The 25,458-nt window shown below is 63.3% G+C and carries 22 protein-coding genes; 11 read left to right on the top strand and 11 right to left on the bottom strand.

What is annotated here, in order from left to right; translation table 11 throughout:
- Positions 1-104: 104 nt before the first annotated feature.
- On the top strand, positions 105-980 hold the full coding sequence (locus CSE6_RS12560) for a LysR family transcriptional regulator (RefSeq protein WP_034377782.1): 876 nt from the start codon (positions 105-107) through the stop codon (positions 978-980).
- A 13-nt stretch (positions 981-993) separates the two neighbouring features.
- Here CSE6_RS12560 and CSE6_RS12565 read toward each other — a convergent pair whose 3' ends face one another.
- A complete protein-coding gene (locus tag CSE6_RS12565) occupies positions 994-3,564 on the bottom strand; it encodes an ABC transporter permease (protein ID WP_083994729.1) in 2,571 nt (856 codons plus the stop codon).
- A gap of 45 nt (positions 3,565-3,609) precedes the next feature.
- On the opposite strand from CSE6_RS12565, the gene CSE6_RS12570 reads away from it, so the two are divergent.
- From CSE6_RS12570 to CSE6_RS12595, 6 genes are all read left to right on the top strand, one after another.
- Positions 3,610-4,395: a sulfite exporter TauE/SafE family protein gene (locus tag CSE6_RS12570; RefSeq protein WP_034391635.1), complete on the top strand. Its 786-nt coding sequence runs from the start codon at positions 3,610-3,612 to the stop codon at positions 4,393-4,395.
- Positions 4,396-4,445: 50 nt separating this feature from the next.
- Positions 4,446-5,516, top strand: a complete 1,071-nt coding sequence (locus CSE6_RS12575) for an adenosine deaminase (protein ID WP_034377787.1) — start codon at positions 4,446-4,448, stop codon at positions 5,514-5,516.
- A gap of 101 nt (positions 5,517-5,617) precedes the next feature.
- Positions 5,618-5,986, top strand: coding sequence for a hypothetical protein (locus CSE6_RS12580; protein WP_034391639.1), 369 nt, complete (start codon positions 5,618-5,620; stop codon positions 5,984-5,986).
- Complete coding sequence (locus CSE6_RS12585) at positions 5,983-6,474, top strand: low molecular weight protein-tyrosine-phosphatase (protein ID WP_080746855.1); 492 nt, start codon at positions 5,983-5,985, stop codon at positions 6,472-6,474. Before CSE6_RS12580 ends, CSE6_RS12585 begins: the two co-directional genes overlap by 4 nt.
- A gap of 12 nt (positions 6,475-6,486) precedes the next feature.
- Complete coding sequence (locus CSE6_RS12590; RefSeq protein WP_034377839.1) at positions 6,487-7,026, top strand: CbrC family protein; 540 nt, start codon at positions 6,487-6,489, stop codon at positions 7,024-7,026.
- Positions 7,027-7,029: 3 nt separating this feature from the next.
- The gene (locus tag CSE6_RS12595) at positions 7,030-7,353 is read left to right on the top strand and encodes a hypothetical protein (protein WP_052052998.1); all 324 of its coding nucleotides are present in this window, start codon (positions 7,030-7,032) and stop codon (positions 7,351-7,353) included.
- A gap of 272 nt (positions 7,354-7,625) precedes the next feature.
- Here CSE6_RS12595 and hppD read toward each other — a convergent pair whose 3' ends face one another.
- The 4 genes from hppD to CSE6_RS12615 all read right to left on the bottom strand — a co-directional run bounded on the left by hppD (position 7,626) and on the right by CSE6_RS12615 (position 11,978).
- Positions 7,626-8,714 carry a 4-hydroxyphenylpyruvate dioxygenase gene (hppD, locus tag CSE6_RS12600; protein WP_003065874.1) on the bottom strand — a complete coding sequence of 363 codons (1,089 nt, stop codon included), beginning with the start codon at positions 8,712-8,714 and terminating at the stop codon, positions 7,626-7,628.
- A 41-nt stretch (positions 8,715-8,755) separates the two neighbouring features.
- A complete protein-coding gene (locus CSE6_RS12605) occupies positions 8,756-9,136 on the bottom strand; it encodes a RidA family protein (RefSeq protein ID WP_003065871.1) in 381 nt (126 codons plus the stop codon).
- Between the two features lie 67 nt (positions 9,137-9,203).
- Entirely contained in the window at positions 9,204-10,604 is a 1,401-nt protein-coding gene (locus tag CSE6_RS12610) for an amino acid permease (RefSeq protein WP_034391643.1), read from the bottom strand.
- A 48-nt stretch (positions 10,605-10,652) separates the two neighbouring features.
- Positions 10,653-11,978, bottom strand: coding sequence for an FAD-binding oxidoreductase (locus CSE6_RS12615; RefSeq protein ID WP_034391646.1), 1,326 nt, complete (start codon positions 11,976-11,978; stop codon positions 10,653-10,655).
- A 228-nt stretch (positions 11,979-12,206) separates the two neighbouring features.
- Here CSE6_RS12615 and CSE6_RS12620 point away from each other — a divergent pair, with 228 nt between their 5' ends.
- Entirely contained in the window at positions 12,207-12,842 is a 636-nt protein-coding gene (locus CSE6_RS12620; protein WP_034355669.1) for a TetR/AcrR family transcriptional regulator, read from the top strand.
- A gap of 113 nt (positions 12,843-12,955) precedes the next feature.
- On the opposite strand, the gene CSE6_RS12625 is transcribed toward CSE6_RS12620, so the two are convergent.
- From CSE6_RS12625 to apbC, 6 genes are all read right to left on the bottom strand, one after another.
- On the bottom strand, positions 12,956-13,855 hold the full coding sequence (locus tag CSE6_RS12625) for a DMT family transporter (protein ID WP_034391722.1): 900 nt from the start codon (positions 13,853-13,855) through the stop codon (positions 12,956-12,958).
- 159 nt (positions 13,856-14,014) lie between these two features.
- The gene (locus tag CSE6_RS12630; RefSeq protein ID WP_034377791.1) at positions 14,015-14,254 is read right to left on the bottom strand and encodes a formate dehydrogenase subunit delta; all 240 of its coding nucleotides are present in this window, start codon (positions 14,252-14,254) and stop codon (positions 14,015-14,017) included.
- A complete protein-coding gene (fdhF, locus tag CSE6_RS12635; protein ID WP_034391649.1) occupies positions 14,254-17,184 on the bottom strand; it encodes a formate dehydrogenase subunit alpha in 2,931 nt (976 codons plus the stop codon). The genes CSE6_RS12630 and fdhF overlap by 1 nt, the downstream gene beginning before the upstream one ends.
- Before the next feature lie 10 nt (positions 17,185-17,194).
- Complete coding sequence (locus CSE6_RS12640; RefSeq protein WP_034391652.1) at positions 17,195-19,327, bottom strand: formate dehydrogenase subunit gamma; 2,133 nt, start codon at positions 19,325-19,327, stop codon at positions 17,195-17,197.
- 113 nt (positions 19,328-19,440) lie between these two features.
- Positions 19,441-20,382: a LysR family transcriptional regulator gene (locus CSE6_RS12645; protein WP_034391654.1), complete on the bottom strand. Its 942-nt coding sequence runs from the start codon at positions 20,380-20,382 to the stop codon at positions 19,441-19,443.
- A complete protein-coding gene (gene apbC / locus CSE6_RS12650; RefSeq protein ID WP_034391657.1) occupies positions 20,382-21,473 on the bottom strand; it encodes an iron-sulfur cluster carrier protein ApbC in 1,092 nt (363 codons plus the stop codon). Before apbC ends, CSE6_RS12645 begins: the two co-directional genes overlap by 1 nt.
- A gap of 123 nt (positions 21,474-21,596) precedes the next feature.
- On the opposite strand from apbC, the gene CSE6_RS12655 reads away from it, so the two are divergent.
- From CSE6_RS12655 to CSE6_RS12665, 3 genes are all read left to right on the top strand, one after another.
- On the top strand, positions 21,597-22,166 hold the full coding sequence (locus tag CSE6_RS12655; RefSeq protein ID WP_003065830.1) for a restriction endonuclease: 570 nt from the start codon (positions 21,597-21,599) through the stop codon (positions 22,164-22,166).
- Between the two features lie 93 nt (positions 22,167-22,259).
- Entirely contained in the window at positions 22,260-23,546 is a 1,287-nt protein-coding gene (locus tag CSE6_RS12660; protein WP_045838585.1) for a patatin-like phospholipase family protein, read from the top strand.
- Between the two features lie 75 nt (positions 23,547-23,621).
- Positions 23,622-25,367 (top strand): sensor domain-containing diguanylate cyclase, encoded by a 1,746-nt coding sequence (locus tag CSE6_RS12665; protein ID WP_034391659.1) that lies wholly within the window; start codon positions 23,622-23,624, stop codon positions 25,365-25,367.
- Positions 25,368-25,458 lie beyond the last annotated feature (91 nt).

The raw sequence follows: 25,458 nt of genomic DNA on the forward strand, positions 1-25,458 counted from the left end.
GGCTGGCGTCGTGAATCAATCAGACATGCAAGATAAAAGCTCTCCAATGAAACGAAAATATCTTTAGCACTCCACACAATCCCAACCAAAGGTTGCCAATCACCATGGACAGCTTCAGCGGACTTGAGTCCTTTGTACGTGCCGCCGATCTTCTGAGCTTTGCCGAGGCCGGTCGCGCACTCGGCATCTCGGCCTCGGCCGTGGGCAAGAACGTGGCGCGCCTGGAGCAGCAGCTAGGCCTGCGCCTGTTCCATCGCACCACGCGCCAGGTTCGCCTCACTCAGGAAGGCAGCCTGTTCCACGAGCGCTGCCGACGCATCCTCGACGAGCTGCACGATGCACGCGCCGCCATGCAGGCCGCCGCCGAAGCGCCGCGCGGCCGGCTGCGCGTGAGCCTGCCCACCATCGGCTACCGTTTTCTGCTGCCCGTGCTGCCCGAATTTCAGGCCCGCTATCCCGAGGTGGAGCTGGATCTGGACTTCAACGACCATCTGGTCGATGTCGTCGAAGCCGGCCTCGATGTGGTCATCCGCAGCGGCGAGCTGGCCGACTCGCGGCTGGTGGCGCGCCGACTGGGGCCGTTTCGCTTCATTCTGGCAGCCTCGCCGGCCTATCTGTCCGAGCGCGGTCTGCCGCTGACGCCGCCCGACCTTGCCGGACACAGCAGCCTGCGCTATCGCTTTCTGAACAGCGGCAAGCTCGAGGAGTGGATGCTGCCCGGGCTGCCGGCCATGCCCATCGCCCTGGTCTGCAACAATATGGAAGCCATGCTGGGCGCAGCCGTCTCAGGCCTGGGCCTGGCCTATATGCCCGACTTCCTGGCCCGCGACGCACTGGCGCGTGGCGAGCTCCAGCAGGTGCTGGCCGAGCAGCTCACGCATAGCGGGCAGTTCTCGGCACTCTGGCCCTCCAGCCGCCAGCTCTCGCCCAAGGTCAGGGCCTTTGTGGACTTTGCGAGCGAGCGGTTGTTCAAGGGCTAGCCTTAGAACATTCTTATTCCGCCGCCTGGCGCAGCGTGATCATCACGGGGCGGCTGACCACCTCGCGCAAGGCCCACCAGCCGGCCAGCCAGGCCAGCAATGCGCCCGCCAGCGCGCCCACCAGGGGCACCCACCAGAGCACACTCCACTCGAAATCGAACACCCAGCGCGCCAGCGCCCAGCCCACGGCAAGGGCCACGCAGCTGGCCAGAAAGCCGGCCATCAGGCCCACTCCGGCCAGCTCGGCGCTCTGCACCTGCCGCAGCAGGCCCGACCTGGCGCCCACGGCGCGCATGATGGCATATTCGCGCGCTCTTTCCTCACGCGTGCCGGTGACGGAAGCAAACAGCACGACCAGCCCCGCCACCAGCGTGAAGCCGAACAGAAACTCCACGGCGCGTATGACCTGGTCCATCACCTGCTGCACCTGGGCCAGCGTGCTGCTCAGGTCGACATTGGTGATGTTGGGAAATTCATTGACCAGTGCATTGTCAAAGCCCTTGATGTCCGGCGCACGATAGGCCGCCAGATAGGTCACGGCCACGTTCTCCAGATGCTGCACGGGGTAGATCACAAAGAAGTTGGCGCGCATGGAACTCCAGTCCACCTTGCGCAGGCTGGTGATGCGGGCCTCGCTTTCCTCGCCGCCGATATCGAAGCGCAGCGCATCGCCCAGCTTCAGGCCCAGGGTCTTGGCAATGCCTTCTTCCATGCTGATCGCGCCCTGCTCGCCTGCCTGCCAGCGGCCGCCCACGATCTGGTTGTGATCCGGCATGGTTTCGGCGGTGGAGATATTGAACTCCCGGTCCACCAGGCGCTTGGCGCGATCCTCCTCATAATCATCGGGGCTGACGGCCTTGTCGTTAATTGCGATCAGCCGGCCGCGAATCATGGGATACCAGTCATAGCTGTGCACGCCAGCCTTTTTCAGCGCGGCCTGAAAGTCCTGCGCCTGATCGGGCTGGACATTGATCACAAAGCGGTCGGGCGCATTGGCAGGGGTGGCCTTGCGCCAGCTGGCAATCAGATCGGTGCGCAGCAGTACCAGCAGCACCAGGGCCAGCAGCCCCACGGCCAGCGAGCTGACCTGCACCACGGCATACACGGGCTTGGCCGAGACCTGGCGCGTGGCCATTACCAGCCATCGCGGCGCCGTGGCCTCATTGACCACCTGGCGCAGCAGCTTGACGGCCAGCCAGGCCAGGCCCGCGAACAACAACACGGCGACGGCGAAGCCGCCCACGGCAATCAGGCCCAGCTTGATGTCGCGGCTGGCCACCATCAGCAAGGCCGCAAACCCCGTCACGCCCACGCCCAGCACCAGCCATGAGGCGGGTTTGAGCGCCCCCAGATCGCGCCGCATCACGCGCAGCGGTGGCACCTGGGCCAGCTGCAGCACGGGCGGCAGGCCAAACGCCAGCAACAGGGTCAGCCCCATGCCCATGCCGAACAATGCGGGCCACAGGCTCGCGCCAGGCAGGGCGGACTCGACCAGTCCGGCCAGCAGCCAGACAAACACATGGTGCACGGCCCAGCCCAGCAGCACGCCGGCCGCGCTGGCGGCCAGGGCAATGCTCACGAATTCCACGACATAGGCCAGGGCAATACGGCGCTGACTCTGGCCGAGCACGCGCAGCATGGCCGACGCATCGAGATGGCTGTTGGCAAAAGCACGCGCCGCCAGTGCCACGGCCACGGCCGAGAGCAGCGCCGAGAGCAGCGCCACCAGACTCAGGAACTTCTCGGCCCTGTCCAGGGTCTGGCGCATCTCGGGGCGGCCGCTTTCCAGCGATTCCACACGCACGCCATGCAGGCTCTTGGCCAGCTCCTGCGCCCAGCCCAGATAGTCTTGCGCAGCCCGTTCTGCGCCGCGCCCGGCGTCTGCCTGCGCAGCCACGGCCAGTCGATAGGTGATGCGGCTGGCCGGCTGTACCAGGCGCGTGGCGGGCAGGTCGGCGCTGTTGATCATCACGCGCGGGGCAAAGCTCATGAAACCCGCGCCACGATCGGGCTCGATGGCGATGATGTGCGAGATATGAAAGCTCGCATCGCCCAGCAGCAGTCTGTCGCCGAGCTTCAGGCCCAGCGCCTCCAGCAGCGGCGCATCGACCCAGGCATGGCCGCTTTCGGGAATCGCCCGCACTTCCAGATCCGGCTGGCCCGTCCCCTGGTTCAGATTCAGCACGCCGCGCAAAGGATAGCCGGGCTCCACGCTTTTGAGCGCCACCAGACGGCTGGCACCACCCTGCTCCTGAGCGGCCCGCGCCATGGTCGGAAAGCTGGCCGTGGCCACGGTCTGCAGCCCCTGCTGCCTGGCCTGCTGCACAAAAACCGCGGGAGCGGGGTTGTCGCTGACCACCACCACATCGCCGCCCAGCAACTGGCGGGCGTCACGCTGCAGGCCTGCCTGCAGGCGGTCGGCAAAAAAGCCCACCGAGCTCAGTGCCGCCACGGCCAGCAGCACGGCCACGATGATCAGGCGCAGTTCGCCAGCGCGCAGATCGCGCCAGAGATTGCGCAGCCCCAGAATCCAGACAGATGATGCTTGCATGGTCTGCACGATAGCGCAGCGGCCTGCCGCCATGCCAGAACTGCATGGCAATGTCCTGCTTGAGCGGGACGATAATCGGTGCCTTCAGACGGAGGCCAGAACGTGGAAGTGATCTTGGTGGTGGCCCTGGGGGCTGCGGTGGCAGGCTTTGTGCAAGGGCTGTCGGGCTTTGCCTTCGGCATGGTGGCCATGTCGTTCTGGGCCTGGGTGCTGGAGCCGCAACTGGCCGCCGTGCTCTCGGTGTTTGGCTCGCTGACGGGGCAGATCATTGCGGCCTTCACCGTGCGGCGCGAATTTCACTGGAAGTCGCTGCTGCCGTTTATCGCCGGCGGTCTGGCCGGCATTCCCATGGGCGTGGCCGTGATGCCGCATCTCAATATGGACTGGTTCAAGTTCGGCCTGGGCTGTCTGCTGGTGCTGTGGTGTCCCACCATGCTGCTCAGCGCCCACCTGCCCCGGCTGACGCTGGGCGGCGGCCTGCTGGCCCGCTGCAGCGATGCGATTGCGGGGCTCATCGGCGGCGCCATGGGCGGGCTGGGCGGCTTCAGCGGCACCGTGCCCACGCTGTGGTGCACGCTGCGCGGCTTTGAACGCCATGTGCAGCGCACGGTGATCCAGAACTTCAACCTCTCGGTGCTGGCCGTCACCATGGCCAGCTATCTGGCCACCGGCCTGGTCAAGCCCGCCATGTGGCCCTCGTTCGCCATCGTGCTGCCGGCCGTGCTGGTGCCCGTGATCTTCGGCACCCGCGTCTACAAAGGCGTGAGCGATGCCCGCTTTCGCCAGATCGTGCTGAGCCTGCTGACCTGCTCGGGCATCGCCATGCTGGCGGCGTCCGTGCCGCGGCTGTTCCTTGCACCCTAATGTAAAACTGCCTACGGCAAGGCTGATCGCAAGCCACTACCATCTGCGGCATGAATGCCGCGCCTACTGCCCCCACACCTGAACTGACCGCCTTTGCCCACGCCATCCCCAAGATGGAGTTGCACTGCCATCTGCTGGGCACGGTCAGAAAAAACACCTTCATCGAACTGGTGCAGCGCGCCAAGGCGCCGCTGACTGCCGAAGAGATCGAGGCTTTCTACACACGCGGCGAAAAGCCCGTGGGCGTGCTGCGCGTGCTGCGCGCACTCGACGAGTGGCTGCTGCAGACGCCGGCCGATCTGGAGCGCATTACCTATGAATATCTGCAGGATGCCGCCGCCCACCAGGTGCGCTATGCCGAATTCTTCTGGAACCCCACGGGCACGGTGCAATGCTCGGGCATGAGCTATGCCGCCGCCCAGCAAGCCATCCTGGCCGGCGCCGCAGCCGCGCAAAAGGATTGCGGCATACGTGGCCGCCTGGTGCCGTCCATCGACCGCGAAGCCCCGGCCGAGGCCGCCGTGCAGATGGTGCAATGGATGCTGGACAACCGCCATGACGATGTGCCCGGCATCGGCATCGACTACCGTGAAAACGAGCGCCCGCCCGAGCTGTTTGTCGAGGCCTATGCGCTGGCGCGCCAGAACGGCCTCAAGACCACGGCCCATGCCAGCGAGTTCGGCCTGCCCTGGAACAATCTGCAAACGGCCATAGAGACTCTCAAGGTGGACCGCGTCGACCACGGCTACACCGTCATCGACAACCCCGAGCTGGCCCGGCGCTGCGCCGATCTGGGCATTGTGTTCACTGTGGTGCCGACCAATTCCTACTACCTGCGCACGCTGGCACCCGAGCGCTGGGCGCTGGACCACCCGATACGCCAGATGCCCGGCCTGGGCCTTCGCGTGCATCCCAACACCGACGACCCCACGCTGCACCATGTGGACCCCACAGGAGCCTGGACCAAGATGGTCAGCGACTTTGGTTTTTCGATTGCCGACCTCAGGGACTTCATGCTCAATGGCATCGATGCGGCCTGGATAGACGAGAGCGAAAAGCGCAGCCTGCGCCAGCAGTGGAGCGCAGAGTTCGATGCATTGAGCAGCACACACCACTTCTAATCAAATATCGCTGCAGCGCTTTCCCATAAAGTGCCTTCAGCTATCAAAATCAATTCAAGCAGGCAGAACACCCGCCTCTTCTCCTAACGACCATCTGCCCTATGCCGTCAGACAAGCCCTCCAGCCTTGAAGAGATTCAGGCGTCCATTGCCAAACTCAGAGTCACCGAACAGCAACTCGAGACCACCGCGCAGAAGTACGAAAGCAAGATGCAGAGTTCGAGGAAATGGAACTATCTTGCCGTGGCCATGGCCGTGGTGGTCTGCGCGGTCGCCTGGATCAACCAGGCTTCGCCCTGGCTGCGCTGGGGCGTGCTGCCCGTGGTGCTTTTCATGGTGCTGTTCTTCGAAGGCATGCGTCGCCTGCTGGGCGTGACCATGCAAAGCAGCATGCGCCAGCTCAAGACCCAGATCCGCACACTGGAAACCAGGATGGCCGAGGTACAAGCCATAGTGAAAGATCAGTCATGACTGCCGCCAAACCCGTTCGCGTTCTCATGGTCTGCACCGGAAACATCTGCCGCAGTCCCACTGCCCACGGCGTGCTGGAAAAAATGGTGGCGGATGCGGGTCTTCAGCATCTGGTGCAAGTGGACTCCGCCGGCACGCACGGCTATCACGTAGGGGAGGCTCCCGATGCCCGTAGCCAGCAACATGCGCGTCGCCGGGGCTATGACCTCAGCCGACAGCGTGCGCGGCAGCTGACGAAGCAGGATTTCGACGCTTTCGATCTGGTGCTGGTGATGGACAGTGCCAACGAAATCGCTGCGCGCCGCATCGCCACGCCCGCCCAGCAGCAGCGCATGAAGCGGCTGACCGACTACTGCCAGCGCTTTGACGAGCGCGAAGTGCCCGATCCCTACTATGGCGGCGACAGCGGCTTCGAGCATGTGCTCGATCTGGTGGAAGATGCCTGCCGAAATCTGCTGCAAAACATCGTCCAGAATCGCCAGACCTGAATGGAGCTCTCCATGGATTTGCCGAAATTCCGACTCAGCCCCAATGCCTATGCACTGGATCTGTTTGTGGCTGAAAGCGGTACCTGCTCCTGCTGTGGCCAGGCGCGTGAGCTCAAGTACAACAGCTCGTTTTACAGCCGCGAAGAGCCGGACTATCTCTGCCCCTGGTGTATTGCCGACGGCAGCGCGGCCAAGCACTATGAGGGCGAATTCAACGACTACCTGGGCATTGAAGGCGTGAGCGCCGATCCCGACGAACCTGACAGCATCGTCATGGATCGCGTGCTGCTGCTGGAAGTCTGCGAACGCACGCCCAGCTATCACAGCTGGCAGCAGGAGCAGTGGCTGGTGCATTGCAACCAGCCCTGTGCCTTTCTCGGCTATACCGATTACGCCGAAATCCAGCCCCTGCAGGCCGAGTTGCAAGCCGATATAGCCAACATGCCGGAGCGCTATCTGCAGGCCATCAGCAAGACCGGTGATCCGGTGGGCGGCTACCTGTTTCGCTGCGTGAAGTGCGGCATGCACCGGCTGCACACCGATTGCACCTGAGGCATGAACACGGACATCATGCGGGTGGAGTTCAGCCACCATATCGACGCCAGCGAAGCTGACGCCGAAGGCTTTTACGAGTACTACTACGAGTACGACATCTACCGCTTTACGCTGGGCGGCCTGAGTCTTGTGGTGCGCAGCTATAGCGATACCTGGGAGCAAGCCAGCGTGCTGCGACTGGAAGAAGCCGGCAAGTCACGCCCGCTGCAGCCCAAGGATCTGAAAATGCCTCTTGTCCAACAGGCGCGGGAGCATCTGCAAAGCCTGGGCAAGCAGGAACTGCGCTGGTTCAACCCCAGGCACGCGCGCTACGACCCGCTTTGAGCAAGCCGCTGAAGCGCTCAGGCTACGGCGCACCCACCGCCAGTTCATGACGGCCGCAGACACCCGGCACCGTAGCGCCCGGAAAATGCAAGCCTTCGGAAAGCGCCTGGCGCAGGGCCTGGCGCTCTTGCCGCGTGGCCCGCATCAGTCGATACATGCCCGCATGGTCGATGAAGCCGGCGGTGCGCAGTCCAGCCCCTAGTTGCCGATGGCGACGCCAATACGCCAGCCGCTGTCGTCCACCGTACGGAAGCGATCGATCTTCATGGTGCTCACTCCTTGGCGGTTTCGAGCACGCCGCGGTTGATCTGGTCGCGTTCCATGGACTCGAACAGCGCCTTGAAATTGCCCTCGCCAAAGCCTTCGCGGTAGTTGCCCTTGCGCTCGATGAACTCGAAGAACACGGGTCCCAACAGCGGCTCGGAGAAAATCTGCAACAGCAGGCGTGGCTGGCCGCCTTCGGTGGTGCCATCCAGCAAGATGCCACGCGACTGCAACTCGCCCACGGGCTGGCCGTGGCCGGGAAGGCGCTTGGCGAGGTTCTCGTAATAGATGTCGTTGGGCGCAGTCAGCAGCGGAATGCCAGCCATCTGCAGGCTGTCGATGGCCGTGGGCAGGTCTTCGCACAGCAGCGCGATGTGCTGTATACCCTCGCCATTGAACTTCATCAGGAATTCCTCGATCTGGCCACCGCCCTGCTTGGCTTCCTCGTTCAGAGGAATGCGGATCAGGCCGTCAGGCGCAGTCATGGCCTTGGAGGTCAGGCCCGTGTACTCGCCCTGGATGTCGAAGTAGCGGATTTCCTGGAAGTTGAACAGCTTGTTGTAGAAGTCGGCCCAGTAGGCCATGCGGCCGCGGTAAACGTTGTGCGTGAGGTGATCGACGACCTGGAAACCGTGGCCCTTGGGATTGCGGTCCACACCGGGCAGAAACTCGAAGTCGATGTCGTAGATGGACTTGCCGTCTTCGTAGCGATCGATCAGGTAAAGCGGCGCACCACCGATGCCCTTGATGGCGGGCAGGCGCAGCTCCATGGGGCCGGTGGGAATGTCCACGGGCTGGGCGCCCAGCTCCAGCGCGCGCTTGTAGGCCTTGTGCGCATCCTTGACACGGAAGGCCAGGCCGCAGGCACTGGGGCCGTGCTCGGCCGTGAAATAGGCTGCCTGACTCCTGGGCTCGCGGTTGATGATGAAATTGATGCCACCCTGGCGATACAGCACCACGTCCTTGGAGCGATGCTTGGCCACCAGCGTGAAGCCCAGCTTCTCGAACAGCGGCTCCAGCACGCCGTCTGCAGGCGAGGCGAACTCGACGAACTCAAAGCCGCACAGGCCCATGGGGTTTTCGAACAAATCGGTCATGAGGAGGTTTCCTGAAAAAAATGAAGTTGATGATGGCGCGATCAGGCGGTTTTATCCAGCGCCTGGACTTCGATCTCAACGCCAACGCCAAAAACCAGCTGGGCCTGCACCAGGCTGCGCACCGGGTAACGGCCTTCCTTGAAATAGCTTGCATAGACCTTGTTGAAGGCATCGAAATGAGCCAGGTCACTGAGCCAGATATTGGCCTTCACCACATCGTCCAGCGAGCTGCCCACAGCCTCCAGCCGCGCCGCGATGGCCTTGAGCACGGCATGTGTCTGCTCTTCGATGGGGCCGGTGAGCGGGCGCTTGTCCTCGCCGAAGGGGATCTGCCCCGACAGCATCAGAAGGCCGCCTGCGCGGACTGCGGAAGAGAAGGGCATGCCGCCGGGCGCGGGATAAAAGGTTGCAGTGGAGTTCATCGAAGTGCTCTCAAGGTTCAGGGGTTACAACAGGCTGGCGCCAAGGTCTGCGCAAGCCCTCATTCAATCAAACCGCAGTCTGCACCAGCCGGACGGGCTGGCGAAACACCATGCGGTACATGGCATAGACCGCCAGCACCCACACCGGAATGGCATAGGCAGAGGCACGTACTCCGGGGGTGAGCAGCATCACGACCACCACCAGCGCCATGGCCGCCAGACAGATGTAGTTGGTCAGCGGGAACAGCGGCGCCTTGAAGCTGCGCTGCGTGCCCTTGGCATCATGCAGCTTGCGGTAGTTCAGGTGCGAAATGATGATGATGGTCCAGATGATCACCAACGCCGCCGTGATCAACGAGATCAGCAGCTCGATCACGCCGGCAGGCGCCACATAGTTCAGCACCACGCAGAAGGCAGTGACGATGCCGGGATAGACGATGGCCTTCACGGGCACACCGCGTTTGTTGACTTCAGCCAGCGACTTCGGTGCGTTGCCTTCCTGGGCCATGCCATACAGCAGACGGCTGGAGCTGTAGACCATGCTGTTGTAGACCGACAGCGTAGCGGTGAGGATCACGAAATTCAGCATATGCGCGGCCAGGTGCTCGCCCATGCCCGAGAACACCAGCACAAAGGGACTGCTGCTGTAGGTGCCGCCACCGGCCTTGAGCTGGGCCACCAGATCAGTCCAGGGCGTCAGCGACAGCAGCACGGCCATCGAGCCCACATAGAACAGCAGCACGCGCACCATGAGCTGGTTGATCGCCTTGGGGATGACCTTGCGCGGCTCTTCGGTTTCTGCAGCGGCAAAGCCCAGCATTTCCACGCCGCCGAAGGCGAACATGATGAAGGCAAAAGCCATGAACAGACCCTTGACGCCGTTCGGCAGGAAACCGCCTTGCGTCCACAGGTTGCTGATCGTCTGTGTGGGGTTGTGCGTGGTGGACAGCAGGTAGATGCCCGTAGCGATCATCGCCACCACGGCCACGATCTTGATCAGTGCGAACCAGAACTCAAACTCGCCATAGGCCTTGACGTTGATGAAGTTCACGCCGTTGATAAGCACAAAACAAACGGCGGCCGTCACCCAGACCGGGATATCGGGCCACCAGAACTGGATGAACTTGCCCACGGCGGTCAGCTCCAGCATGCCCACCAGCACATAGAGGGCCACGCAGTTCCAGCCCGACAGGAAACCGGCAAAGCGCCCCACGTAGCGATTGGCGAAATAGCTGAACGAACCGGCAGAAGGCTCCTCGACCAGCATTTCGCCCAAGAAACGCATGATGAAGAAGATCAGCAGGCCGCCGATGGTATAGCCCAGCAGCACGCCAGGGCCGGCCAGCTCGATGATGCCGGCCGAGCCCAGAAACAGCCCGGTGCCTATGGTGCCGCCCAGCGCAATCAGCTGGATATGGCGGTTCTTGAGCTTGCGCTCCAGATGCCCGTTGGAGGAAGGGGTATGCATGGTTTGTCTCCTGTTATCTATATCTACCTATGCGGATCCGAAAAGCGCTTACTGCTCGGCCCTGCCGCGCCACATATCCCATGCCAGCGTGAGTCCCACGCCGATGTCGCGCAGCGGGCGCGGCGGGATGTAGTTGGCAGTGCCCTCGACGAGGAAGTCGTCGATCAGCGGGGTCTTGCGGCCCAGCGCCAGGTCGGCGATCAGCATGCCGGCAGCGGTATGGCGCACGATGCCCGAGCCGTTGCAGCAGGACGCTGCCCAGGCGTTGTCACCAATCCGGCCAAAGGCGGGCGCATGGTTGTGCGAGACCGCCAGCCAGCCCATCCAGAAATGCTCGAGTTCGATGGCCCCGAGCTGTGGAAAGCGGCGGCGCAACAGCGCCTGGTTCATGGCCCTGGCCTTGGCGCGGCGCCCGTCAGTGGTGCGCAGGCTGGGTGAATACTCGAACCCCTGGCGGATCATCAGCCGCCGGTCGTGCGTCAGCCGTACCGTGGAACCCGCCACGCCATGCGCGGGCGTCACACCCCAGGCGACATCCGTTCCCAGCTGAGCGATCTGGGCATCGCTGAGCGGGTGGGTGAGGCTGGCGAACAGCAGAATCGGTACCTGGCGCTCCTGGTAGACGCCGAATGACTGCGAGAACGCATTGACGGCCAGAATGGCCTTGCGCGCACGGATGCTGCCCTGGGCCGTGCGGACAAAGGGAGCCGCGCCTTCGAGCTTCGCCTCGATGACCGGCGAGTTCTCGAACAGCTGTACCTGGGACGGCAAGCTGTCGGCCAGACCACGCACCAGCGCCGCGGGATTCATGAGGCGCGTGCCCGGCGTGTAGACCGCTGCCGCGTAGTAATCGGTGCCTATGCGCTGGCGCAGCGCATCACGATCCAGATATTCATGGGACTCCTGCCAGGCATCCAGATTGCGTGCATAGGGCTTGAGCGACTTCTGCGCCACCTCCTCCGTCACCGCCACGTGGTAGCGGCCGCGCTTTTGCCAGCCACAGGAGATGCTGTGCTCAGTCACTGCCCGCTCCAGTGCATCCACGGCAAAGCGGTTGACGCGGATCACGCGGCGGCCCGCCTCGACCGCAGCATCGGAAGGCGCCGAGCTGTGCGGCAAATCGATCGCGAAGCCCGAGTTGCGGCCCGAGGCGTTCTCCCCCACCACGCCCGCATCCACCACGGCGATGGAAGCATCAGGTTGCTGTTGTGCCAGCTGGCGTGCTGCCGCCAGCCCCGCATAGCCGGCGCCCACGATGACCCAGTCCACCGCCACATCGCCCTGCAGCGGCGCCTTCGGCTGGCGAGTTCCCAGCAGCGCGCTCCATCCATTGGTGCGGTCGTCGGCGGGAAGGCAGTAAACAGAGCGTGACATGGCGGTTTCCAATAAGAGCCCTCGGAAGCTGACTCGCTCTCCAAGGTCGCTGATGAACAACAATGGAGGCGGAGTCTAAAACATAAAACATTAAACGTTTAATCTTTATTTATCATGGATTACCCGAGGGTGAAATTACCCAAGCAGGCCCATCCAGCCGTCAGTGCCGGAGCGTGTAGCATCTGGTGTGGTGCGTCATCGACGCCTTATGAATCACACACGCAGCCCATGAATCAAACAGGAAGCAAAACCGCCCCCCGCCGTACCCAGGCAGAACGCAGTCAGACCACTCAGCGCAAGATCATCAAATCCGCCATACGGCTGCTACAGAAGGTTGGGTTTCAGCAGACCAATCTGCAGGAAATTGCGCGTGGCGCCAAAGTCACGCTGGGGGCGGTGCAGCACCAGTTCGGCAGCCGTCAGGCGCTGATGGAGCAGGTGGTCGATGAAATCATGGCGCCGCTGGCGGCTGCGGGCGCGGGCTGGCCCGAAGATGCCGCGCAGTTGCCGCTGGAGCCGCGCGCTCGCGAATTCGTGCGCAGGGCCTGGCAAAGCGTCTATGCCCAACCCAGCTATGTAGCGACCTGGAGCATGTTTTTCGGCTGCAAGAGCACACCGCTATTCGAGCGCATCAACGCGCACCGCTCCCAGCATGACCCAGCCTCCTTCGAACACTTCGTGAAGGTTTTCCCGGAAATCGCCGAGCGCCATCCTCAGCCCAGCCACTTTGCATCTGTGGTGTTTGCTGCGCTGCGAGGCCTGGCCGTCATGCGTCTGTTCGAGATCGACGATGCAGCAGCCGAACATCAGTTGGAGGTGATCTCCCAGATGATCGTGAACGCTGGCACGATCAACCAGGCTTGAGCCGCAGGCAGCAGCGGCTTTCGCACCCTGAACAAGCCAGGCCCATATTAACCAAATCGGCTTGAAATGCTTTCTTTACAAGCGCTTCATGCTATCAAACATGAGCTCCAACCTCAGGCTGTTGACCGACGCCCCCAGTTCATCACGGCTGTACCCAGCACCGCCATGGCGCCGCCGAGCACCATGGCGCCTTCAATGCTCTCGCCCAGCAGCAGGGCAGAAAGCAGCACGCCGATCACCGGCACCAGCGTGATATAGCCCGAGGCCGCACCTGCGCCCAGCGATTTGACGCCCGCGAAGTACCAGGCATAAGCCAGGGCCGTGGAGCCATAGGCCATGAAGACCATGGCAGTCCAGGCAGTGCCGCTGGCCTGAAATGCCGAAACCAGCCCCTGCGGGCCTTCCAGCACCAGGCTGGCGGCCAGAAGCAGCAAGGCGCCAAAAATGGAAGTCACGGTGGTCGCAGCCAGCGCATCCACGCCTGCCAGCATGGCGCGGCCAATCAGCGTGTAGCAAACCCAGCAGGCCACGCAGCCCAGAATCAGCATCTCGCCCACCCCTACCGTTCCGTTGAGCAATTGCATGGGGTCGCCATGTGAGATGACCACCATGGCGCCGCAGGCCGCCAGCAACATGCCCAGCGCAATGGTGGCGTTGATGCGCTCCTTGAAAAGCCACACCGCAAACGCCAGCGTGACCACCGGATTGAGCGTGATGAGCAGCGCCGCCTTTCCCGCAGGCAGATACTGCAGACCCGTGAGGAAAAAGCTGGCGTAGCCGAACACCCCGGTCGCGCCTGCGGCAAACATGCCCAGCCAGGTTTTGACAGACCAGTGCCTGAGAGCACCCAGCCCGCCCGAGAAATACAGCCAGGGCAGCAACAGGGTCGCAGCCAGCAAAAAGCGCAGCGCCGATGCCGCCAGAGGCGGCATATTGAGCGCCAGAATGCGGCCTGCCGGCCAGGAAGCGCCCCACATCAGGGCCATGCCCAGAAGACGCAGGTGTGCGCTCATCAAAGAGCTCTTGACGGATTCGGAAATCATGAAGATGGCCAACAAAAAAAGCCGCGGCCATTCGATCGCGGGCAGCGGCTCAGATCAGGGATCTGAAGACCCAATATACCCGCAACACATTCCGGATGGATGCATGCCGCTACCGTCTGGCGCACTGTGCTATGCCTGCACAGGCCTCAGCAGCGCGGCATGCTTGTGCAACGCATCGCGCACCAGAGGCCGCAGCTGCGCAGCCTCCGAAGGCTCATTCAAAGCCGCCAGAATGCGAAGCCGCATGCGCGGCTCCCAGAACTTCTGGATATGCTGGGCCACACCGTCGAGCGCCTCGTCATGCTCTGGCATGGCCTCGAAGAACTCGGCTATGCGATTGGCCATGCGGATCAGGTTGTTCACATCCATCACTGACTTCCCATCTCCAGTTGGGCTGCGGCCAGATGACCGAGCTGCTGGTCGTTGAAACGCCTGTAGCCCTGCTGCCAGCTTGAAGGCTGCGCCACGGGCAATACCTGCACGGCCGTCACCTTGTACTCGGGGCAGTTGGTGGCCCAGTCCGAACTGTCGGTGGTGATCACATTCGCGCCCGACTCGGGGAAATGGAAGGTGGTGTAGACCACGCCGGGCTGTATGCGCTCTGTCACCGTGGCGCGCAGCACCGTCTGGCCGGCGCGGCTTTCAATGCCCACCCAGTCGCCATCGCGGATGCCACGGTCCTGTGCGTCATGCGGATGAATCTCGAGCCTGTCCTCACCGTGCCACTGGTTGTTGGCCGTGCGCCGCGTCTGCGCGCCCACGTTGTACTGCGAGAGAATGCGCCCCGTGGTCAGCAGCAGCGGAAAGCGCTGCGTGACCTTTTCATCGGTGGCCACGTACTGGGTGATGATGAAGCGGCCCTTGCCACGCACGAATCTATCCTGGTGCATGATGGCCGTGCCCGCCTCTTCGGTGCCCTCGTTGCAGGGCCACTGCACGCTGCCCAGGCGCTCTATCTTCTCGTAGCTCACGCCCGCGAAAGTCGGGGTCAGTGCCGCGATCTCGGCCATGATCTCGCGCGGATGGGCGTAGTTCATGGGATAGCCCAGCGCGTTGGACAGCAGTTGCGTCACCTCCCAGTCGGCATAGCCGGCCAGCGGCTGCATGAGCTGGGTCACGCGCGAGATGCGACGCTCGGCATTGGTGAAGGTGCCGTCCTTCTCCATGAAGGACGATCCGGGCAGGAACACATGGGCGTACTTGGCGGTTTCGTTGAGGAAGATGTCCTGCACCACCACGCACTCCATGGCCGACAGCGCTGCCGTCACATGCTGGGTGTTCGGGTCGGACTGCACGATGTCCTCGCCCTCGCAGTACAGGCCCATGAAGCTGCCTTCCAGCGCGGCCTCGAACATATTGGGAATGCGCAAACCCGGCTCGGGACTGAGCTTCACGCCCCAGGCGCCTTCAAACTCGGCTCTGGTGATGCTGTCCGAGATATGGCGATAGCCCGGCAGCTCATGCGGAAAGCTGCCCATGTCGCAGGAGCCCTGGACATTGTTCTGCCCGCGCAAGGGATTCACGCCCACACCTTCACGACCCACATTGCCCGTAGCCATGGCCAGATTGGCAATGCCCATGACCATGGTCGAGCCCTGGGCATGCTCGGTCACGCCCAGGCCGTAATAGATGGCGGAGTTGACCTGCCTTCCCTGCGGATGATCCGCACTGCCCAATGCATACAGCCGCGCCGCACCACGCACCAGCTCGGGAGCCACACCGGTGATGTCGGCCGTGGCCTCGGGCGAGTTCTCCGGCCTGGCGACGAACTCTTTCCATTGCGCAAAGGACTTGGCATCGCAGCGCTCGTCAATATAGGCATCGGCCAGCCAACCCTCGGTGACGATCACATGGGCCAGCGCCGTGATCATGGCCACATTGGTGCCGGGCTTCAGCTGCAGGTGGTAGTCGGCCTTGATATGGGGCGAGTTGACGAGCTCGATCTCGCGCGGGTCGATCACGATCAGGCCGGCGCCGGCACGCCGGGCATCGCCATGCCGGGCGTCGCCACGCAGCCGCTTTTTCATGCGTGAGCCGAACACCGGGTGCGCCGCCGTGGGATTGGCGCCTATCACCATGATCACATCGGAGTGCTCGACCGACTTGAAGGTCTGCGTGCCTGCCGATGTGCCATAGGTCTGGCCCAGGCCATAGCCCGTGGGCGAGTGACAGACACGCGCACAGGTATCGACATTGTTGTTGCCGAAGGCCGCGCGGATCAGCTTTTGCACCAGATAGGTTTCCTCATTGGTGCAGCGCGACGAGGTGATGCCGCCAATCGAGTCCCTGCCATGCTTGGCCTGGATGCGGCGGAACTCGCTGGCCGCGTGGGCAATGGCATCCTCCCAGCTCACTTCGCGCCAGGGATCGGTGATCTTCGCGCGGATCATGGGTTGAGTGATACGGTCCTTGTGCGTGGCATAGCCCCAGGCAAAACGCCCCTTGACGCAGGCATGGCCTTCGTTGGCCTTGCCGTCCTTCCAGGGCACCATGCGCACCACCTGCTCGCCCTTCATCTCGGCCTTGAAGCCGCAGCCCACGCCGCAGTAGGCGCAAGTCGTGATCTCGCTGTGCTCGCTCTGCCCCAGCTCGACCACGGTCTTTTCCTGCAGCGTGGCCGTAGGACAGGCCTGCACGCAGGCGCCGCAGCTCACACAGTCGCTGGCCATGAAGCCGTCGCCCTGACCTGCCGTGATGCGCGACTCGAAACCGCGTCCGCTGATCGTCAGCGCAAACGTGCCCTGCGTTTCCTCGCAGGCGCGCACGCAGCGATTGCAGACAATGCACTTGCTGGGGTCGTAGTTGAAATACGGGTTGGAGGTATCGACCTCGGCCCTGGCCTCGCCCTTGAAGTGGTTGGCTCCATCCATGCCATAGCGCACCTCGCGCAGGCCGACCACTCCGGCCATGTCCTGCAGCTCGCAGTCGCCGTTGGACGAGCAGGTCAGGCAATCGAGCGGGTGGTCGGAGATATAGAGTTCCATCACACCCTTGCGCAGCTCCTGCAGCTGCGGACTCTGGGTGCGCACCCTCATGCCCGCTTCGGCAGGTGTGGTGCAGGACGCAGGAAAGCCCTTGCGCCCCTCGATCTGCACCAGACACAGCCGGCAGGAACCAAAGGGCTCCAGCGAATCCGTGGCACAGAGCTTGGGCACCTTGATGCCACCATCGACAGCGGCGCGCATCAGCGATGTGCCCTTGGGCACGGTGACCTCGCGGCCGTCTATATGCAACGTGACCAGCTCCTCGGACAGACTGGCAGGCGTTCCGCAATCGGTGTTCTTCAGATGTTCCAGCATGGCTCTCTCCTCAGGCGGGGTTCACGGTCTGCACGGGCTCGATACCGAAGTCCTGCGGGTAGTGCTGTAGCGCAGAGCGCACCGGATAGGGGGTCATGCCGCCCATGGCGCACAGGCTGCCATGCTGCATGGTGTCGCACAGGCTCTCGAGCAGCGCCACATTGGCCGCATGCTCTGCACCGCCTTGACGCGTGATGCGGTCTATCACCTCCACTCCCCGCGTGGAGCCGATGCGGCAGGGCGTGCACTTGCCGCAGGACTCGATGGCGCAGAACTCCATGGCATAGCGCGCCAACTGCGCCATATCGGCGCTGTCGTCATGCACGACCAGACCGCCATGGCCGACCACATTGCCCTTGGCTGCATAGGCTTCGTAGTCCAGCGGATCATCCCAGTTCTCGGGCGCCACATAGCTGCCCAGCGGGCCGCCAACCTGAATGGCCTTGATGGGCCGACCGCTGGCCGTGCCGCCGCCAAAGTCCTGCACCAGCTCGCGCAGCGTGAGGCCGAAAGCTTTTTCCACCAGTCCGCCACGCGCGATATTGCCCGCGAGCTGGAACGGCAGCGTGCCGCGCGAGCGGCCCATGCCATAGCCCTGATAGAAGGCCGCGCCCCTGGCAAGGATGATGGGTACGGTCGCCAGCGTGATCACATTGTTGATGACCGTGGGCTTGCCGAACAGGCCTTCGATCGCGGGCAGCGGCGGCTTGGCGCGCACAATGCCGCGCTTGCCTTCGATGCTCTCCAGCATGGCGGTCTCTTCGCCGCAGACATAGCTGCCCGCTCCCTTGCGCACCTGCAGGTAGAACGCCTTGCCGCTGCCGGCCACATTGGCGCCCAGCCAGCCCGCCGCACTGGCACGTGCAATCGCCTCGTTCAGCATCACAATCGAGTGCGGATATTCGCTGCGCACATAGATATAGCCCTGAGTCGCACCCACGGCCAGACCAGCGATCGCCATGCCTTCAATCAGGCAGAACGGGTCGCCCTCCATCAGCAGACGGTCGGCGAACGTGCCCGAATCGCCTTCGTCGGCATTGCAGGCAATGTATTTCTGCGACCCTGGTGCAGCCGCAACGGTCTTCCATTTGATCCCCGCGGGAAATGCCGCCCCGCCGCGACCGCGCAGGCCGGAGTCCAGCACCTGCTGGACGATGGCTTCGGGCGCCATGGCTGCAGCGGCCCTGAGGCCTTGCCAGCCGCCATGGGCCTCGTAGTCCCGCAGGCTCAGCGGATCGACGATGCCCACGCGCGCAAAAGTCAGTCGCTCCTGCCGTGCCAGATAAGGCATCTGTTCGGTCAGCCCATGGCATAGCGCATGGGACTGGCCCTGCAGCATGCCGGCGTCCAGCAGACCCGGCACGTCAGCCGCCTGAACCGGGCCGTAGGCCACGCGGCCCTGTGCAGTCTCAATCTCGACCAGGGTCTCCAGCCACAGCAAGCCGCGCGAGCCGTTGCGTACCAGCTCCACCGCCAGGCCTCGCGCCGCGCACTCGCGCTGCAGCGCCTGGGCCACCGCATCCGCGCCCACGGCCAGGGCCGCGGCATCGCGCGGCACATAGATGCGCGTGGCAGCAACAGCTTCATTTTCGATAGCTGCTTGCGCTTCATCTGCCTTAGTTTCAAGTCGTTTTTGCTGTATTTCCTCCAGCAGGGCATCGAGCCGATCCGCAGTCATCCGCGCATGGACTTCGCTCTCGTCGACCATCACGGCCGGCGACTGGGCGCACAGCCCCAGGCAGTAGACAGGCTCCAGCGTCACGCTGCCATCGGCGCTCGTGCCATGGGCCTGGCAGCCCAGTGTCTCTTGCGCATGGGCGAACAGTGCATCGCCACCACGCGACTTGCAGGCTTCGGCCCGGCAGATCTGGATCAGCGTCCTGCCATGCGGCTGCTCGCGCAAATGCGGGTAATAGCTGACAACACCATGGACCTCGGCACGCGAAAGATTCAGGGCCTCGGCAATGGCGGGCACGGCGGCGCGCGGGATGAAGCCCAGCGCATCTTGCAGGGAGTGCAGCAGCGGCAGCAGGCCACCGGGTTCCTGACCAAAGCGGGCCAGACAGTGCGTCAGGGCGTCCCGCTGTTCGGGGCTGAGCAGCGGCGCAGCCTCCTGCGGCTGCGCAATAGGGTGATGGGGCATGGGGCGACCTTGTTATGAGGGCGCACCAGCGCCCTTTGTCTCATGCCGTATTTCAGCCCCGGCCGTATCTCAGGTCAAATTCTTTGAATTGATGACGCGATTCAAATTGCAAATCAGCGCACGGCCCCGGCAAAGCTCGCACATTGCTGGCGCCAGGCCTGGGACTGCATGAGCGCCAACGCGGCCTGCTGCGCGCGGGTCGCCTGCTCCTGCGAAGGGGTCAGGAAAGCAATGGCCGTCTGCACCTTGGGCGCAATCAGAGGACGCACCGAGATCCGGGCCGACTCGGGCAGCGTCGCCACCAGCGCACCGGGCAGCACGCTGTGCAGACCGCCTTCGGTCACGGCCAGCATCAGGCTCAGCACGGAATTGGTCTCCATGGCCGCACTGACCTCGCAGCCGGCTGCCACAAAGCTCTGGTCCACAATCAGCCGGTTATGCATGTCCGGCGTCAAAAGACATAGCGGCAGCCTGGCCGCCTGAGCCCATTTCACAGGTTTCTGGCTCTGCTCCTCAGCCGCAGGACTGAGCAGGAAATAATGCTCCTGATACTGCGGCCACATGGTGATGCGGGCGCTGCGTGCCGTGCGGCGGCCCGACTCCAGCCTTTCGCTGTAGCCCAGGGCCAGATCTAGCGAGAGATCTTCGAGTCCGGTTTCTATCTCAAGCGAGCTCATGGAGAGCACCATGGGCGTGATGCCCGGGTGCTGGACCCGCAGCAGCGCGGCAAAGCGCGTCAGCATGGGGATGGCCGTAGGCACGGCAGCCATGCGCAGCAGACCCTTGAGCTGGCCGGCTGCGGCGCTCAGATCCTGTCTCAGCGCCTCCTCGGCCCTGAGCATGGACAGTGCCGTGGCCAGCACCTGCTCGCCCTCGGGAGTCAGCCCGCCAAACACGCGGCCGCGCCTGACGATGACGGCACCGAACTCGTCCTCCAGCGCCTTGAGCGCATTGGACAGTGCAGGCTGCGTGATATGGCAGGCCTGCGCCGCCCTTGCGAAATGGCGGTGCTCGTTGAGCGCCACCAGATAACGCATGGAGGTCAGAAGGTTCATCAGGTATTGCTGCTAACCGTGATCGTGGGGAACTTGCTGGAGAAGTCCTTGGCCTTGAGAGCCACCTTCACGGCCAGATCGCGTGCCACCTTTTTGTAGACCTGTGCGGCTTCGCTCTCGGGCTCGGCCACCACCGTGGGCTTGCCGCTGTCGGCCTGCAGACGGATCTGCAGCGACAGGGGAAGCGCCCCCAGATAGTCGATGTTCTGCTCGCCTGCCATCTTCTTGCCGCCGTCTGCGCCAAAGATATGTTCGACATGGCCGCAGTTGGTGCAGACATGGGCAGCCATGTTTTCGACCAGGCCGAGAATCGGCACGCCGACCTTCTCGAACATCTGAATGCCCTTCTTGGCATCGATCAGGGCGATGTCCTGGGGCGTGGTCACCACCACGGCACCCGTCATGGGCACGCGCTGGGACAGCGTCAGCTGGATGTCGCCGGTTCCGGGCGGCATGTCGACCAGCAGATAGTCCAGATCCTTCCAGTTGGTCTGGCGCAGCATCTGCTCCAGCGCCTGGGTGGCCATGGGACCGCGCCAGATCATGGCCTGGTCGTTGTTGACCAGCAGACCGATGGACATGACCTGCACGCCATGGTTCTCCAGCGGCTCCATGGTCTTGCCGTCATGGCTTTCGGGCTTGCCCGAAACACCCATCATCATGGGCTGGCTGGGGCCGTAGATATCGGCATCCAGAATGCCCACGCGGGCACCTTCGGCGGCCAGCGCCAGCGCCAGATTGGCCGTGGTCGTGCTCTTGCCCACGCCGCCCTTTCCGGACGAGATGGCGATGATGTTCTTCACGCCGGGCAGCAACTGCACGCCACGCTGCACGGCATGCGAGGCCACCTTGGTGGTGATGTTGACCGAGACATTGCCCACGCCAGCCACAGTCCTGGCCGCAGCGATGAACTGGCTGCGCAGGGCAGGCTGCAGGCTCTGGGCCGGATAGCCAATCTCCACATCGAACGAGACGTCGTCACCGGCAATCTGCAGATTGCGCAGGGCGCGCGTGCTCACAAAGTCCTTGCCAGTGTGCGGATCAAGCACGGTGGCCAGCGCGCTCAGAAGCGCTTGTTCTGTAACAGCCATTGGATTTAGTTTTCCAGAGGTTTCTTCAATGAGGGATAGTCTAGCGAAGCTGTCCAACCCCTGTGCACAGGAGACAATGCAGCCCTTTGCCTAAGATTTGAGAGACAGCCCGTGAAATTGAAGATGGCCGAAAATTCCCTGTTTGCAGTCCTGATGCGCTCACGCTGGTGGATCAGCTTTGCGATCTGCGCTGCGGTGGTGCTGGTGTCGCTAGCGGTGTTCCCCAAGGACATTTCGCCTTTTGCCGCTCTGGGAGCCTTCCCGTTCTTCGTCGTCGGCTGCATTGCCTGCTACAAGCAGCTGCGGGCCCCCAGCCCGGCCAGGCTGGAGCAGATTCAGCAGGTGATCGCCGAGCAGTCCTGGGCCGACTTCAGTGCACAGTTGCAGACAGCCTGGCAAGCCGAAGGCTATGAGGTTCAGCGCCTGAACCAGGCCGGTGCCGATCTGCTGCTGACGCGCAACGGCCAGACCAGCGTGGTCGGCGCGCGCCGCTGGAAAGCCGCCGCCCATGGCGTGGAGCCGCTGCGCGAGCTGCAGGCCGCACAACACAAGCTGAAAGCCGATCTCTGCGTTTACGTGGCTCTGCAGCCTCTGGGCGAAAATGCCGCCAGCTGGGCCGCGCAAAATCAATTGGTCGTGCTGGATGCCAAGTCCATCGCCACGCTGATTGCCAAGAACCAGAAAAAGAGCTGACGGCCGCCGCAGACTGTCACCTGGGCCGCCGCCGGCCCGTTCGATGGCCCGGCCCACCTACCGCCCGCGGCCCAATCCGGGCACACTGCAGCCATGGCGGCAGTGCAGTTCTCTCCCACCCTCCCACCCAGTCTTGCCGAAGCAGAGCGGCAGAGCTCCATAGGCCCTAGCTCCAGCATCGGGCAGACCGGCCTGTTGCTCAGCGGCGGCGGCGCCCGGGCTGCCTACCAGGTCGGCGTGCTGGCCGCCATCGCCGAGCTGCGCCGCGCTCGCGGTCTGCAGCATGGCCCCAATCCCTTTCCAGTGCTTGCAGGTACATCGGCAGGCGCCATCAATGTCGCAGCCCTGGCTTGCCATGCCGATGCCTTTGACAGCGCAGTGCGGCGCATGTTGCATGTCTGGGGCCATATGCATACCGAGCAAATCTACAAGGCCGACTCTCTCAGCGTGCTGCGCAGCGGCGCACGCTGGCTGACGCTGTTGTCGCTGGGCTGGGCGCTGGCCCGCTGGAGCCGCATGCGCCCGCGCTCGCTGCTGGACAATGCTCCGCTCAAAACCCTGATGAACAGCGGCCTCATGCCTTTCGAGCGCATCCCACAACTCATCGACAGCGGTCATCTGCACGCCCTGGCCATTACCGCATCCAGCTACAGCAGCGGTCAGCACATCACTTTCTTTCAGACTCGCGAGGCCTTGAGCCCCTGGGTGCGCGACCAGCGCAAGGCCGTGCAGACCCTGCTGACCGCCGATCACCTGCTGGCCTCGTCGGCCCTGCCCTTCATATTTCCAGCCATGCCGCTGCCCATGGACGGACATCTCGAGCATTTCGGCGACGGCTCCATGCGCCAGACTGCGCCCCTGGCACCAGCGATTCATCTGGGTGCCTGCAAACTGCTGGTCGTCGGCGCGGGCAGACGCCACGAGCCCGTGAGCAGCCAGCCGCAGGTCGATGCCAGCTATCCCACACTGGCCCAGGTGGCCGGGCACGCGCTGTCCAGCATTTTTCTGGACACGCTGGCTGTGGACATAGAGCGTGCCGAACGCATCAATCACACGCTGAGCCTGATTTCTCCGGCCGAGCGCATTCACAGCCGGCTGCGCCCTATCGAGGTACTGGCCATCACCCCCAGCGAGCGCATCGACGATATTGCCACGCGCCACATCGACAAGCTGCCGCTGCCGGTGCGCACCCTGCTGGCCACGCTGGGCGTGCGCTCAGGCACGGGCAACCCCATGCGTGACGGTGCGCTGGCCAGCTACCTGCTGTTTGAGCAAGGCTATACCCGTGAACTGATAGCACTGGGCCGCAAAGACGCACTGGCCCGAAGTGAGGAGCTGTGCGCCTTCCTGGGTTGGCCTCAAGAATGTAACAAATGTTAATGATGCGAAAGGAGCCAGGCAAATGATGCGTGAGACACTTTGCATGACCTTCATCATCTTTCCGGCAATCGCCTAGTGACTCCATCCCCACAGCCCATCCGCGCTTCCAAATCGCTCAAGCTCTCGCTGATCCTGCCTTTTGTTGCACTGATTGCGCTGCTGACATCGGCCCTGGGCATGCTCTGGTACTGGACGGGCAGCAACACGGTGTCCGCCTTGTCCGAACAGGTGATGGAAGAGAAAGCCGAGCGTATCGCGCTGATCGTGGATCGTCACCTGCACCCGTCCAGCGCCGTGCTGGAGGCTGCGTTTCCCAGCGGCCAGCCCGTAGCTACCGACATCCGCGAACATATTCCCGACCTGATCTCCCGGCTGTGGGTAGCGACCTCGCTGCATACCCGGCCCAATGACTATGTGTATTACGCCAATATCGCGGGCCAGGGCATTGCTCTCAAGCGAGTGGCGCCAGAACTGGGCCAGTTGCGCCTCAAGATTCAGCCCGGCGAGCACCGCAGCTACTTCAAGGTCGCCGGCATGCATGCCGAGCCGATCTACGAATCCACCGAAACCAATCTGTTCGAGCCGCGCCAGCGCCCCTGGTTCAAGCTTGCCGCGGAGTCGACCGATGTGATCTGGACTCCTGCCTATATCGACTTCAGCGCCAAGGACCTGGTGCTCACGCGCGCACGCCGCATTCTCTCCAGCAAGGGCAGTCTCGAGGGTGTGATTGCCACTGATATTTCTCTGCGCGCGCTCAACGAATTCGTCAACCAGCTGCATCTGAGCGAACATGGCCGCGCCTTCATCATCGAGGCCAACGGCTCCCTGATCGCAGCCACCGGCATGCCCAACATCCACCGGCGTGAAGACGGCAAGCTGGAGCGCATGAGCGCCGCCAACAGCCAGGACCCGCTGATTCAGGCGGTGTACGACAAAATCCAGGGCGCCTTCCAGTCCTCGCTGTCCAGCGACGGCCCCGGCACGGCCCTGCTCGAAGATGACAGGCACAACCATATTCGCATTGCCTACCGGCGCCTGAGCAATGGAGCCGGTCAGGACTGGATGGCCGTGGTGGCCGTGCCGCACAAGGACATGCTGGCCGGCGTCTACCGCCATATGGCCCTGGTGGGCAGCCTGGGCCTGCTGGCCCTGGTCGTGGCCGTCGTCATCGGCACCCGCATCTTCGGCGCCGTGGCCAACGATATGCGCTCGCTGACCCGCGCCGTGCGCCGCGTGGGCCTGGGCGAAATCGACACGCCGATCGAAGTGCAGCGCCGCGATGAAATTGGCGAGCTGGCCCACAATTTCCACCGCATGCGCCACAGCCTGTTTACCGATCCACTGACCGGGGCCAGCAACCGCAGTGCACTGCAGCATATTCTGACCACGCTCACCCGCCCCCTGCCCGGCCAGAGCATGGCCACCCCGTTTGCCCTGCTGTTTGTGGACCTGGATCGCTTCAAGCCGCTCAATGACCGCTGGGGCCATGACAACGGAGATCTGGCACTGGCCGAGATCAGCCTGCGCCTGCGCAATCTGCTGCGCCCCGATGACGTCGTGGCGCGTCTGGGCGGTGACGAGTTCATCCTCATCCTGCGCGGCGTCAGCGACGAGGAGCAGGTACAGGCCGTGCGCCTGAAGATAGAGCATGCGCTGCAGCAGCCGCTGGGCACGCTGCAAGGCATTCCCGAGGGCGAAGCCGTGACCGTGGGCGCATCCGTGGGACAGGCCCTGTATCCCAGGGATGCCCAGGATGCGCAAAGCCTGCTCAAGGTAGCCGACCAGGACATGTATCGCAACAAAAAGCCTTCTGTGGGCTGAGCGCAGCTTCGGCTATCGCTTCAAATTTTGAAGCTGCCTACGCTTTATATTCATAGAATTAATATTATTTTTGCATTGAAAACAATATTTG

The organism is Comamonas sp. E6 (assembly GCF_001010305.1).
GTDB lineage: Bacteria > Pseudomonadota > Gammaproteobacteria > Burkholderiales > Burkholderiaceae_C > Comamonas > Comamonas thiooxydans.